11 protein-coding genes are annotated in these 13147 nt (G+C 71.5%); 10 read left to right on the top strand and 1 reads right to left on the bottom strand.

The genetic code is table 11. From position 1 onward, the window contains the following. Positions 1–1488 (bottom strand): FUSC family protein (locus tag OCGS_RS11070; protein WP_156801037.1); only part of this gene is annotated, 1488 nt, incomplete at its 3' end. A 151-nt stretch (positions 1489–1639) separates the two neighbouring features. Here OCGS_RS11070 and OCGS_RS11065 point away from each other — a divergent pair. The 10 genes from OCGS_RS11065 to OCGS_RS11020 are packed head-to-tail and all read left to right on the top strand — an operon-like array spanning position 1640 to position 13120. Beyond that, positions 1640–2290, top strand: a complete 651-nt coding sequence (locus OCGS_RS11065; protein WP_007427337.1) for a YoaK family protein — start codon at positions 1640–1642, stop codon at positions 2288–2290. After that, the gene (locus tag OCGS_RS11060; RefSeq protein ID WP_007427336.1) at positions 2287–3285 is read left to right on the top strand and encodes a glycosyltransferase family 9 protein; all 999 of its coding nucleotides are present in this window, start codon (positions 2287–2289) and stop codon (positions 3283–3285) included. Before OCGS_RS11065 ends, OCGS_RS11060 begins: the two co-directional genes overlap by 4 nt. Beyond that, on the top strand, positions 3282–3773 hold the full coding sequence (locus OCGS_RS11055; protein ID WP_007427335.1) for a hypothetical protein: 492 nt from the start codon (positions 3282–3284) through the stop codon (positions 3771–3773). Before OCGS_RS11060 ends, OCGS_RS11055 begins: the two co-directional genes overlap by 4 nt. Before the next feature lie 51 nt (positions 3774–3824). Then, on the top strand, positions 3825–4805 hold the full coding sequence (locus tag OCGS_RS11050) for a glycosyltransferase (RefSeq protein ID WP_040610927.1): 981 nt from the start codon (positions 3825–3827) through the stop codon (positions 4803–4805). After that, positions 4798–6738 carry a glycosyltransferase gene (locus tag OCGS_RS11045; RefSeq protein ID WP_007427333.1) on the top strand — a complete coding sequence of 647 codons (1941 nt, stop codon included), beginning with the start codon at positions 4798–4800 and terminating at the stop codon, positions 6736–6738. Before OCGS_RS11050 ends, OCGS_RS11045 begins: the two co-directional genes overlap by 8 nt. Beyond that, entirely contained in the window at positions 6735–7343 is a 609-nt protein-coding gene (locus OCGS_RS11040) for a D-glycero-alpha-D-manno-heptose-1,7-bisphosphate 7-phosphatase (protein ID WP_007427332.1), read from the top strand. Before OCGS_RS11045 ends, OCGS_RS11040 begins: the two co-directional genes overlap by 4 nt. Further along, positions 7340–8851: a D-glycero-beta-D-manno-heptose 1-phosphate adenylyltransferase gene (gene rfaE2 / locus OCGS_RS11035; RefSeq protein ID WP_007427331.1), complete on the top strand. Its 1512-nt coding sequence runs from the start codon at positions 7340–7342 to the stop codon at positions 8849–8851. Before OCGS_RS11040 ends, rfaE2 begins: the two co-directional genes overlap by 4 nt. Then, complete coding sequence (locus tag OCGS_RS11030; RefSeq protein WP_007427330.1) at positions 8848–10011, top strand: glycosyltransferase family 9 protein; 1164 nt, start codon at positions 8848–8850, stop codon at positions 10009–10011. Before rfaE2 ends, OCGS_RS11030 begins: the two co-directional genes overlap by 4 nt. Further along, positions 10008–12110 (top strand): glycosyltransferase family 9 protein, encoded by a 2103-nt coding sequence (locus tag OCGS_RS14610; RefSeq protein WP_007427329.1) that lies wholly within the window; start codon positions 10008–10010, stop codon positions 12108–12110. Before OCGS_RS11030 ends, OCGS_RS14610 begins: the two co-directional genes overlap by 4 nt. Continuing rightward, on the top strand, positions 12107–13120 hold the full coding sequence (locus OCGS_RS11020) for a hypothetical protein (RefSeq protein ID WP_007427328.1): 1014 nt from the start codon (positions 12107–12109) through the stop codon (positions 13118–13120). Before OCGS_RS14610 ends, OCGS_RS11020 begins: the two co-directional genes overlap by 4 nt. Positions 13121–13147 lie beyond the last annotated feature (27 nt).

Below are 13147 nucleotides of genomic sequence, written 5' to 3'. Positions count from 1 at the left end.
CGCCGAGGCGGCCTGCAAGGCCGTCAATGCCTTGGCCAGCCGGTTGTCGGCGGCGATCCCGTCGCCGTCTCGGCCCAGCACGGCGGCGATCGCGGTCAGCAGATTGTCCAGCGCATCCCGGCTGCGGCGCCGTGCGCGCGACGGAAAGACCGCCTGCGACACGACGAACCCGACCAGCGCGCCCGCCAGCGTCTCGCCCAGCCGCAGGCCCATCACGGAAGGCACGGGGTTGCCCGAAACCCCGAAGAACAGCGCCAGCAGGGCGGTCGATGCCGCCATCATCCAGGCATAGCTGAAGGTCTGGAAATAGACTGCGAGGAATTGCAGAATGATGATCGACGCCACCTCGACCGCGATGTCGCCGCGCAGCAACCCGGCAATCAGCAACCCGCCGACGCCGCCGATGACGGTTCCCCTGACACGCCGCCAGCCCTTGACCAGCACATCGTCGGCCGTCCCCGTGCCGTAAAGGACCAGCATTGCCGCCAGATAGGCCCAGGCCCAGCGGTCGGCGTCGATCCAGTAACCCAGCGGCAGCGCAACGGCCAGCGCCAGCGCGACCTGAACCGCCCGCTGCGCCGCCTGTTTCAGCCGCACACGGAAGGGTGGATCGGGCGAATCGTCGGGCGCGGGCGGCACCCGAACCCGGTCCTCCGCATAGCCGAGCGCCCTTATCTCGTGCAGGATCGCCCCTGCCGCCCCTTCGGCCCGCCCGCCTCCGTCGAGGGCATCCGCCAGGTCCGCACCGCCGGGATCGTCGCAAAGCGCCGCGTCGGTGGCGTGGACGCGCAGCCGCACCAGCAGCGCGGCGACCTTGGCATCCTCGCCGCCCGCGGCGGTCAGGCGCAGTTCGGTCGGCGTGGTGCGGGCGCGCAGGCGGCGCTGCGCTTTCTCGGGCGCTCCTTTCGCGGCACGGCGCAGGAAAGCGGAAAGGTTCAGCAGATAGGCGCGCACCAGATCCCCGCGGCGCGGCGACGGACCGCGCCAGAGAAGGAACCGGACCAGCGTCGCAACCAGGCCGCCGACAAGGACCGCGGCCAGCGACCACACCGCATCCTGCGCCGTGATGTCCAGATAGACCGCGAACACGAACGTATAGGACGCGGTCAGCGCGACCGTCCGCATGCCGGCCGACCACGCGCGGAAGACGAAGGCGGCGGCCGTCAGCACGGTCGTGACGGCCAGCGACGGCCAGATGGCGCCGGTCAGCCACAGCGCCAGTCCAAGCCCCGGCAAGGCCACGACCGTGGCGGCAATCGACTGACGCAGTACCTGCCGCAACGTCGGCGCGGTGATGAACCAGCCCAGATACTGCGCGACCGTCGCGCCCAGCACCGCGCCCGACAAGGGCAGGTCCAGCAGCCGCGCGGTAAGATAGAGGATGCCGTAGGTCGCCACCGTTGCCGCCGCCACCATCGCCGCATACCGGGCCTGCGACCGCCCCGGATCGAGCCGATCCAGAAGTCGGGGCAGGCGGGCAAACGGCATGGGCGAGGTCTCCGGTATCCGGTGGCAGCGGAAGGCAGGGTCCGCCTTGCGGAACGGAACGCGCATTGCATCGTTCCGGGTGTTCTGACGCCCGCCTGACCGGACCGCGACCGATGCACGCCCATCCAGACCCTGTCCCCGGCCCGCCGCGATGACGGTGCAGCTTCGCCAGCAGGCCCTCGCGCTGACGCTGATCGCGGTGGCGGGGTTCGTCGATGCGGTGTCCTATCTGCAATTCGCGCGGATATTCGTCTCGTTCATGAGCGGCAACAGCACGACCTTCGGCATCAAGATCGCCCAAGGCGATCTGGCGCATCTGGCCGCCCCCGCCGGCGCCTTCGCGGGCTTCGTCGCGGGCACTTTCGTAGGCACCGTCATCGGCCAGAAGGCGGGCTACCGGCACGCGCCCGCCACCCTGGCCGTCGTCGCCGCGGCGCTGCTCGCGGCAATGGTCCTGCCCGCGCCGTCCACGGGGTTCGCCCCGGCAATCACGGCGCTTGCCATTGCGATGGGGGCGCAGAACGCCACGCTGGGCAAGGTCGGCGACAGCAGCGTCAGCCTGACCTACGTGACCGGCATGGTGGCGCGGATCGGCAAGGGACTGGCCCAACTTGCCACCGGCCAGCCGCAACCGGTCCGATGGGGGTTCTTCATGCTGATGTGGATCGGTCTGATCGCCGGCGCGACCCTGGGGGCCGCGTTGCAGGGGGCTTGGGGGCTGACCGCGCTGATCCTGCCCGTGATCGTGCTGGCGATGCTGGCGCTGGTGACGGCCGCGACGGACTGGCGCGTCGCGGCATGAAAGGGGTTCCCGAACGGGTCGCGATCCTGCGCGCGCTTCCGGGGCTTGGCGACATGCTGTGCGCGGGGCCTGCGCTGCGCGCGATGCGGACGGGCTGGCCCGATGCCCATCTGGCGCTGGTCGTCCTGCCGGGGACCGAGACGCTGGCGGCGCGCGTCCTGCCGATGATCGACGAGACGCTTCCGTTCCCCGGCTGCCCCGGCATCCCCGAACGGTCCGTGCCTGATCCGCCCTGGCCCGTGTTCCGCGCCGCGATGCAGGCGCGGCGCTGGGATCTGGCCGTCCAGATGCATGGCGATGGGAGCCATCTGGATGCCTTCATGCCGCAACTGGCCGCCAGCCGCAGCGTCGGATACCTGCCCGCCGCCGCCTGTCCCGCCAATGGACCGGACTGGTTTCCCTATCCCGAAACCGGGCACGAGATCCTGCGCTGGACGGGCCTGATGCGGCAGCTTGGACTGCCCGACCGGGGCACCGATCTGCAATTCGCGGACCATCCTGGCGACCGTGCGGCGCTGGCGGCCCTGCTGGACGCGCGACCGGGCCGCTACGTCTGCCTGCATCCGGGCGCCAGCACGCCGGTCCGCCGCTGGCCCGCCGAACGGTTCGCCGCCATCGGCGACGCGCTGGCGGACCGGGGCCATTCCGTCGTGCTGACCGGAACGGCCGGCGAAAAGGCCATCACCGCCGCCGTCGCCGGGGCCATGCGGCATCCCGCCATCGACCTTGCGGGCCGCACGCCGCTGGGCGTTCTGGCGCTGCTGCTGCGAAGGGCGGCGCTGCTGGTCAGCAACGACACCGGCGTCGCACATCTGGCCGTGGCGACGCGCACCCCGTCGGTCACGGTCTTTCTGGCCGCCGATCCCGACCGATGGGCGCCGCTGGATCGCGACCGTCATCGCATCGTCGTCGCGGGTCGGCTGCGGGGCCAGCCCGACGCACCCCTGCCAGCCACGGACGAAGTGCTGGCGCAGGCCGAGGCGCTTCTGCGATGACCCTGCCCAAAGCCGATTGGAGCGGGGCCAAATGCCTTCTTGTCGCGCATGTCGGCCCGATGACGGAGGCCGCGGCGCTGGGACCGGCCCTGAAGGCGCTGGCGCTCTGGGCGGAAAGCCGCCGGTCGCGTCTGGTCGGGCTGTGGCCGGGACAGCCGCCGCTGACGGGCTTCACCGACCGGGATCTTCTTCATGTCGGTCCCGGTCCCATCGACCTGCACGGCGAACGGCCCCAAGGCGCGATCCTGCTGTCGGATCCGGGTCAATCGGTCCTCGATCTGGCTTTCGCCCTGCATCTTGCCGGGATTCCGCGCCGCGCAGGCATCGCGGCCGAGTTTGGCGGAAGCGCGCTGACCGATCCCGTGGCACCCCCGGATCTGCCTTTGCCGGAACGCCATCTCGCCGTTCTGGGGGCCTTGGGCCTTTGGGCCCGCCAAGACGCACGTATCGGGCGAGAAACGACAATTCGCCGCGCGGCGGGAACTTAACACCGCCATCCGCGATATGGCTTGGAACCTCGACAACCGTCATGGCCCGCGATGAAACAACCCCTCCGCATCCTCACATGGCATGTGCATGGCAGCTACCTTTGGTATTTGTCGCATGTCCCGCACGAGATCGTCATGCCGATCCGGGAAGGCCGCCCCGAAGGCTATGGCGGGCGGCTTCCGGGGTTCGCCTGGCCCGACAACCTGTCCGAGGTTCCGGCCGAAGCCGTCAAGGACATGCAGTTCGACGCCGTCCTGACGCAATCGCACCGCAACTGGACCATCGACCGGCACGAGATCCTCAGTGCCGAACAGCTTCGCCTGCCACGTCTGCACCTTGAACACGACCCGCCGCTGATGCACCCGACCGAGGAACGGCATCCGGTGGACGATCCGGGCGCGCTGCTGGTCCATGTCACCGCGTTCAACGAATTGATGTGGGATTCGGGCCGCACGCCGACGCGCGTGATCGAACACGGCGTCACGGTGCCGGACGATGCCGTCTGGACCGGCGAACGTCCGCGCGGCATCACCGTGGTCAACGACCTTCCAACGCGCGGGCGCCGCATCGGGGCCGACGTGTTCCAGCGTGCGCGCGATGCCGTGCCGCTGGACCTTCTGGGAATGGGTTCGACGGCGATGGGCGGGCTGGGGCAGGTGCCGCTGGCTGATCTGCCCTATCGGCTGGCCGACTATCGGTTCTTCTTCAACCCCATCCGCTATACCAGCCTCGGGCTGGCGGTGTGCGAGGCGATGATGGCGGGCCTGCCGATCGTGGGGCTGGCCACCACCGAGATGAGCAGCGCGGTCGAGAACGGCGTGTCGGGCTGGGTCGATACGCGCGAGCACGTGCTGCACGACCACATGCGCCGCCTGATCGCCGATCCGGCCGAGGCGCGGATGCTGTCGCAAGGCGCCGCCCGCATCGCCCGTCAGCGGTTCGGCATCGACCGTTTCGTCGCCGACTGGTGCGATGCACTGGCCGAGGTGACGGGGATCCGACCCATCGAAAGGATGGCCGCCCATGCGTGATTTTCCCATGTCCCGGCCCGGCGATGGCCCCAGGCTGACGATGATCTCGGAACATGCCTCGCCTCTCGGGGCGCTGGGCGGGGCCGATGGCGGTGGCCAGAACGTCTATGTCGGGCAGGTCGCGCGGCATCTGGTGCGGCACGGGTGGTCGGTCGAGGTTCTGACCCGCCGCGACGATCCCGACCTGCCGGAGGTGACGGAATGGCTGGACGGGGTGCGCGTCGTGCATGTGCCCGCGGGCCCCGCCGCTCCGATCCCGAAGGAGGATCTGCTGGGCCTCATGCCCGCCTTTGCCGCCTGGACCGAGGCGCATTGCCGCGACAGCCGGCCCGACCTGATCCACGCGAACTTCTTCCTGTCGGGGCTTGTCGCCGCCGACGTTTCCGCCGCGACCGGCATCCCCTTTGCCATAACCTTTCACGCGCTGGGCCGCGTCCGCAGGCAGGCGCAGGGATCGGCCGACCGCTTTCCGCCCGAACGCGAGGCGATCGAGGAACGTGTCGCGCGCGAGGCGGCGCTGGTGATCGCCGAATGCCCGCAGGACCGCCGCGATCTGGTCACGCTCTATCGCGCCGATCCGCAGCGCATCCGCGAAGTGCCCTGCGGCGTCGATCTGGACGAATTCGCCGCCGTGCCCCGCGATACCGCCCGCGCCATTCTGGGATTGCCGGCGGACGGGTTCCTGGCGCTGCAACTAGGCCGGATGGTGCCGCGCAAGGGCGTCGATGACGCCATCCGCGCGGTTGCGCGGTGCCGCAGGGCCGGGGCCACCGACATGCGGCTGGCCGTCGTGGGCGGCGCGTCCCCGATCCTCAATGCCAGCACGGATGCCGAATATGCCAGGCTGCGCGGGGTGGCGGCGGATGAAGGCGTGGCCGACGCGGTGAATTTCGCCGGGTCGCGGCCGCGCGATCTGCTACGCTATTACTTCCATGCGGCGGACGCGTTCCTGACCCTGCCGTGGTACGAACCCTTCGGCATCACGCCGCTCGAGGCGATGGCCTGCGGCATTCCGGTCATCGGCGCGGCGGTCGGCGGGATCGCGCACAGCGTCGTGGACGGCGAGACGGGCATCCTCGTCCCGCCGCGCGATCCGGGAGCCGCGGCGGATGCGCTCGGTCGTCTGCATGCCGATCCCGCCCTTCGTGCCCGGATGGGCCAGGCGGGACGGCGGCGCGTCGCGGATCGTTTCACGTGGAACAGCGTGGCCGACGGGCTGGACACCGCCTTCCGCGACCTTCTGCAACGGCCAGCCAGGCAATGCCCGCCCCAGGCAAGGACAGTGCCGAACCATCGCGCAGACGGATTCGACGAATTGGCGCGCCTTCTGTCGGCCCATCGCGGCATCCTGGCCCTTCAGACCGCGCGGCTGGCCGCCGAAGTGACGGACGTGCTGTCGAATGGCGGCAAGCTGCTGGTCTGCGGCAACGGCGGCAGCGCGGCCGACGCGCAGCACATGGTTGCCGAACTGGTCGGCCGGTTCCTTGTGCCGGGCCGCCGCGCCCTGCCCGCCATAGCCCTTGGCTGCTGTGCCGCGACGATGACCGCCTGGTCGAACGATTTCAGCTATGAGGACGCGTTGGCGCGCGAGGTTCTGGCGCTGGGCCGTCCCGGCGACGCCATCCTTGCCTTCAGCACATCGGGCCAGTCGCGCAACCTGATTGCCGCCTTCGACGCGGCCGGCAAGGCGGGCCTGCGGCGTCTGGCGCTGCTGGGCCGCGATGGCGGGCCGCTTCTGGCGCAATGCGACCGTGCCGTTGTCGTGCCCTCCAATTCGACCCCCCGGATCCAGGAAGTGCATACGCTGATGATGCACGAAATCTGCGCGGCCGTCGAAACGGATGCCCGGATCGCCCCGGTCGCGGACAGGCCGCCCATGCGTCCGGCAATGCGCGATGCCGGTGCAGCGGCGTATCCCCGGTTCGTGACATGACCGCCGGCGATTGTCCGCGCGGCGCGATCCTTCTCGACAAGGACGGCACCCTGATCGAGGACGTGCCCTACAACGTCGATCCCGACCTTATCCGCCTGACACCGGGCGCGGGCGAGGGGCTGGCGCTGCTGGCCGATGCGGGATGGCACATTGCCGTCGTGACGAACCAGTCCGGCATAGCGCGCGGCCTGTTCCCCGAATCCGCGCTCGGCCCCGTCCGCGGGCGGATCGAAGCCTTGCTGGCCTCCTTCGGCGTGCGGCTGGCGGGGTTTCACTGGTGCCCGCACCACCCCCAAGGCAGCGTCGCGCCGCTGGCGGTGTCCTGCAATTGCCGCAAGCCCGCGCCGGGCATGTTGACGGCCGCTCTGGCCGCGCTGGACGCCGATCCGGCGCAATCGTGGATGATCGGCGACATCCTCCACGATGTCGAGGCGGGCCATGCCGCCGGGTGCCGGTCGATTCTGGTCGATAACGGCGGCGAAACGGAGTGGGCGCTGTCCCGCGACCGGATGCCGGACGCGGTGGTGCCCGACCTGGCGACGGCGGCGCGCATCGTGCTTGCCGCCGGACCGCGCGATGTCGCGCGCGACCGGAGCGCGGCATGACGAGCGTTGAAAGCCTTGTCGATGCGCTGACCGGACGCAGTGTGGTCGTCGTCGGCGACGCCATGCTGGATCGCTACGGAACCGGCGCGGCCCACAGGCTGGCATCCGAGGCGCCGGCGCCGATCCTGTCCGACATCGCGTGGAAGGATCGCGCGGGCGGGGCTGCCAACACCGCGGCCTGCGCCGCAGCCCTGGGCGCGAACGTGTCGCTGGTGGCGCTTGCGGGCGCCGATGAAGGCGGACGGGCCTTGCAGGCTTTGCTGGCAAAATGCGGCGTCGCCACGTCCGGGCTGGTGCGCGGATGCGACCGGCGGACCATGATCAAGACCCGGCTGATGGCGGGCGGACAGATGATCGTCCGGTTCGACGAGGGCGACGGCGACGCGCCTACCGAGGATCTCGCCATGCAGCTTGCCGACCGTCTGCGGCAGGCGCTCGACGGGGCCGAGGCGGTGATCGTGTCCGACTACGCCTATGGCGCGATCTGCCCCCAAATCCTCGACGTGCTCGCCAATTGGCGGCGGAAGTCGCGGGGCCGGCTTATCGCCGATGCGCGCGACCTGCGGCGGCTGGCCCATCTGCGGCCCTGCGCCGTCACCCCCAATGCCGCCGAAGCGGCGCGCCTCGGGGGCGTGACGCCGGCCGATGGCGATGCCGGCGCAAGGGTCGCGGCGTTGGCCGGGGCCGACCTGCCGGGTCTGACAGGGGCGCAGAACGTGGTGGCGACGCTGGACCGCGACGGCGCGGTGGTGCTGCGCGCGGGAAAGCCGCCTTTGCACCTGCCCGCCACGGCAACGGCCGAAGGCGCGGGCGTCACCGGCGCGGGCGACACGTTCGCCGCCGCGCTGGCGCTGGGGCTGGCCGCCGGGGGCGACATCGCGGATGCCGCGCGGCTGGCCTGCGCCGCAGCCGGGGTCGCCGTGGCGAAACCGGGCACCGCGACCTGCGATGCGCGCGAATTGCGCGGGGTTCTGGCGAAGACGCGCCCAACACCGATGCCCGCCATCCTGCCCTCGGCCGCCGCGCTGGCGTCGCTGGGGGATGCATTGCGCGCCGATGGGGCGCGGATCGTCTTCACCAACGGCTGTTTCGACCTGCTGCACGAAGGCCACCTGGCCTATCTGGAAGAAGCCCGCGCACTGGGCGACGTGCTGGTCGTCGGCGTCAATTCGGACGCGTCGGTGCGGCGGCTGAAGGGCCCGTCGCGCCCCGTCAACGCCTGCTCGGCCCGGATGCGGATGCTTGCCGCGCTGACCTTCGTCGATCACGTCGCCGCCTTCGACGAGGATACGCCCGAGGCGCTGATCCGCGCGCTGCGGCCCCATGTCTTCGCCAAGGGCGGCGATTACGACCGCGCCGCCCTGCCCGAGGCCGCGGCGGTCGAGGAACTGGGCGGCGAGGTGCGCCTGCTGCGCTATCGCACCGGCAAATCGACCACCGGCATCATCGCCCGCATCCGCGATGCCGCCCCCTGCGAACCCGTCGCCCCGGCGCGGAGCGTGTCGTGACCGCCGCCGGCTGGGATGCGGCCCGCCGGGTGCTGGCTGTCAGGCTGGACGCGATGGGCGATGTGCTGATGACCGCCCCGGCGCTGGCCGCGATCAAGGGCAGCGGTGCCGGGACGCGGCATCTGACCCTGCTGACTTCGCCCGCCGGTGCTGCGGTGGCGCGGCTGATCCCGGCGATCGACGACGTGATCGTCTACCGCGCCCCGTGGAGCAAGCTGCCCCCCGGAACCCTGCCCGACCCCGATGCCGATCTGGCGCTGATCGAGATGCTGCGCGCCCGCCGGTTCGACGCCGCCGCGATCTTCACCGTCCATAGTCAAAGCGCGCTGCCCGCGACGCTGATCTGCCACCTAGCCGGCATTCCGCTGCGATTGGCGTATTGCCGCGAAAATCCCTATGACCTGCTGACCGACTGGGTGCGCGAAACCGAACCGGCCGCGCATCTGCGGCACGAGGCCCGCCGCCAGATCGACCTTGTCGCCAGCGTCGGGCTGCGCGGCCCCGAAGCGCCGGGCCTCGTCCTGCCGGCGTCGGCGGAACGCGCGGCGGCGGCGCGGCTTCGCGCCCTGGGGCTGGACGGCAGTAGAAACTGGTGCGTGCTCCATCCCGGCGCCAGCGCCCCGTCGCGCCGTGCGCCGTTGGCCACCTTCGTCAAGGCGGCCGAGATCCTGACGCAACGCCACGGTTGGCGGATCCTGGTGACGGGGCACGGCGCCGAGGCCACGCTGGCGGACCGCATCGCAACCCTTTCGGGGGTGGCGGCGACGGGACCGATGGAATTGCCCGACCTTGCGGCGCTGATCGCGCGCGCGCCGGTTCTGGTGACGAACAATACCGGTCCCGCGCATCTGGCGGCCGCCTTGGGAACGCCGGTCGTCGACCTTTATGCGTTGACCAACCTGCAACATGCGCCGTGGAAGGCGAAGGGCCGGGTGCTGTTCCGCGACGTGCCCTGCCGCGTCTGCCTCAAAAGCGTCTGCCCCGAAGGCCACCACCGCTGTCTGGCCGATATCGACCCGGCCGAGGTCGCGGCCGCCGCCCTCGAATGCGCCGGCGGGGCGGCGCCCGCCATCCCCGAGGATCCGGCCCGCATCTTCGGACGCGACGGGATCACGCGCGGCGCAGACGAAGCGCGGGATCTGCCCGCCAGCGTGGCATGACCGCGCCGGGCGACATCCGCCGGATCCTGTTCGTCGAACTGCTGGGCGGACTGGGCGATCTGACCGAGGCGCTGGGCGCCATTCAGGCCCTCGCCCGGTCCCATCCCCGCGCCAGTGTCGAGGTGCTGACCTTTGCACCCGGCGCGGACCTGCTGCGCCACGACCCGCATGTCGCCGCCGTAAGGATCGCCCCCAAAACGGGTGCGCGGCAGGCTGTCGAGGGGGCGCTGGACGATGGCCCCTGGGATCTGGCGGTGTCCACGACCGATTACGAAGGCATCGGGGCTTTGATCGCCGACCGGGTGCCCGACGCCGTGACGGACCTGTGGCGCGACCCGCCGTCCGACCGCCGCGCCGGACAGCGGTTCGTCGATCTGCTGATTGCGGACGGGTGGGTGCGGCCGCAGGCGGCAGGCCCCGCGCATCTGTTCCTGACCCCGGCCGAGCGGGCCGAGGCCGCCCGCCGGCTGACGGACCGCAAGACGGCCGCGCTGGTGCTGGGGGCCGGTATGGCGATCAAGCGCTGGCCCGAAGAACGGTTCGCGGAACTCGGCCGGACCTTGCGTGACCGTCACGGACTGGAACCGCTGCTGATCGCCGCGGGCGAAGATGCGGCCGCCGACCGCATCGCCCGGCAGATCGGCGCGTTTGTGCTCAAGCCGGTGGATCTGCGGATGCTGGGGGCGATCCTGGGCCGATGCGCCGTCGCCATTGGCGGCGATACCGGCCCGATGCGGCTGGCGGCCCTGGCGGGAACGCCGACGGTGATGCTGTTCGGCCCGTCTTGGGCGGGGCGCTACGGCCTTAGCGATGCCGACCTTCAGGCCGTTCCCGATTGCCCCGAGCGCAGGCAGGACGTGACCGCGCAAGCCTGCTGGTGGACCGGCACCTGCCCCCTGCCGCGCGGGCCCGAAAGCTGTACCCACGAGATTGCAGCGGCCGAGGTCGCGCAAGCGGTCGCACGGCTGCCGGCCGCGCGCGCCGCGCCGAAACCGCGCCCCACTGCCCCGCCGCGCTTCGCTTCCGATTGGCAGAACGCGCGGCGCATTCTGGTGCTGCGGCTGGACAATATCGGTGACGTGCTGATGACCGGGCCGGCGCTGGCGGCGATCCGCGCCTCACGCCCGCAGGTGCATGTCGGTCTGCTGGCCAGCCCCTCGGGCGCGCAGGCCGCCCCCCTGCTGCCGTGGATCGACGAGGTCATGCAGGCGCGCACCCTTTGGCAGGAACTGGCGCCGCCCGACGCGGTGCCCCGCGACCCCTTCGATCCGTCAGACAGCCGATCCCTTGTTGCGCGCATCGGGCAGGGCCGCTGGGACGGTGCCATCGTCCTGACCAGCTTTTCGCAAAGTCCCCATGCGGCGGCCGTCGCCTGCCGTCAGGCGGGCGTTCCGCTGGTGGCAGGGGCGTCGGACGAACGCGGCGGCGCGCTGACCCACCGCATTCCGAAAGGCGATCCGCGCATCCATCAGGCCGATCGCAACCTTGCCCTGATCCGGGCCCTCGGATTCGCGTCGGGCGATGCCCGGATGCGGCTTGCGATCCCGAAGACCGCGCGCAAGACGGCGACGGCGCTGGCAGGCCCGCCAGGGCCGAACGGCTTTCTGTTGCTGTCCCCCTGGGCCAGCGCCGCGTCGCGCCAGTATGCGCCGGACCGCATGGCCGATGCCGCCGCCCGCATCGCCGCGCGGCATGGCTTTCGCGTCCTTGTGACCGGCGCCCCCGGCGACACGGCACGCGGCGCGGCGCTGGCCGCAGCGATCCCCGGCGCGCGCGACCTGACCGGGCGCACCAGCGTTGCCGAGGTCGCGGCGCTGGTGTCGTTAGCGCGGCTAGTTCTGTGCTGCAACAGCTCGGCCATGCACATGGCCGAGGCGCTGGGCGTCCCCGCAATCGTGCTTTTCGCAGGCACCGAACTTGCGTCGCAATGGGCGCCCCGCGCGACACCGCACCGCCTGCTGGCAAAGTCGGTGCCCTGCACGCCCTGTCATCTGTTCGACTGTCCGGTGGACGGCCATCCCTGTCTGGACGTCCCTCCCGACGAGGTCGCGGCGGCGGCGGACGATCTGCTTGTCGCCATTCGGAAGGCCGCGTCATGAACCGGTCCGTTGCACCGGCGAAAATGCTGCGCGGCGACGACCCCCGCGATCTGGCCCACGCGATCCTGCGCGATGGCAATCGCGGCGCGGTTGCCCGGTTGGCGCAGATGGCGCTTGCCGGCGACGAAGCGGCAACGGAAGCGTTGTTCGCCCGCGTGGTCGAGCCGCTTTGCGACGGGTTCACCGCGCAGGGCGCCCTGGCCTGCGACCGGGTGATGGCGCAGGTGATCGACGCCTCGCGGTCTGTCCCGGCCTGCGCGCCCCTGACACGCGCAATGGCAGCGGAAGGCATCGACGGCGAGGGCGGTCTGCTGGCGCGCGCCGGATGGGGAACGCATGGCCGCGTCGGCGGCGCGGCGGCGCCGCGGCGGATCGGCGTGCTGTCGCGGGTCACGCTGGGCGCGGATCTGGCCATCACCGTTCCGCTGATCCGGGGCCTTGCCGCGCGCTGGCCCGACGCCGAGATCGTGTACTTCGGCCCGCCGGTCGGCCAGGCCGCTGCCGAGGCCGCCGGCGCGCGGTTCGTTTCCACCGAATACGGGCGGCGCGTCGGTCTGGCGGCGCGCCTGAACGCCTGGGCCGACCTGCGGGCGAGCTTGCGTCAGGAAACGGCAGGGCTGGGACCGGCGGACTGGCTTCTGGTCGATCCCGACAGCCGCCTGACCCAGCTCGGCCTGCTCGCCCCCGGTCCGAGGCTTGCCTATCGCCGCCTGCCCAGCCGCACGGCCGCGGGGGGGATCTCTGGGCGCCATCGCCCGCGACTGGTTCGGCCGCACCTTCGACACGGCCATCCCCGACACCCCGCTGCCCCTGCGTCCCGCCGATGCGGACTGGTCCGCAACGGTGCGGCGCGCGCTGGCGACCGATGCACGCCCGCTTGTCGCCGCGGGCTTCGGCACCGGCGGCAACGCGGCCAAGCGGGTCGGCCCCGCATTCGAGGCCGATCTGCTGCACGCCCTTGTCGCGGAGGGCTGCCGCATTCTGCTGTCGCGCGGGGTCGATCCGGCTGAGCACGAGGCGACGCGCATCCTGTGCGC

It is taken from the genome of Oceaniovalibus guishaninsula JLT2003, from assembly GCF_000299575.1.
GTDB classification, from domain to species: Bacteria; Pseudomonadota; Alphaproteobacteria; order Rhodobacterales; family Rhodobacteraceae; genus Palleronia; species Palleronia guishaninsula.
The sequence above is the reverse complement of the archived record's forward strand: the minus strand, read 5'-3'. Positions and strand labels throughout refer to the sequence as shown.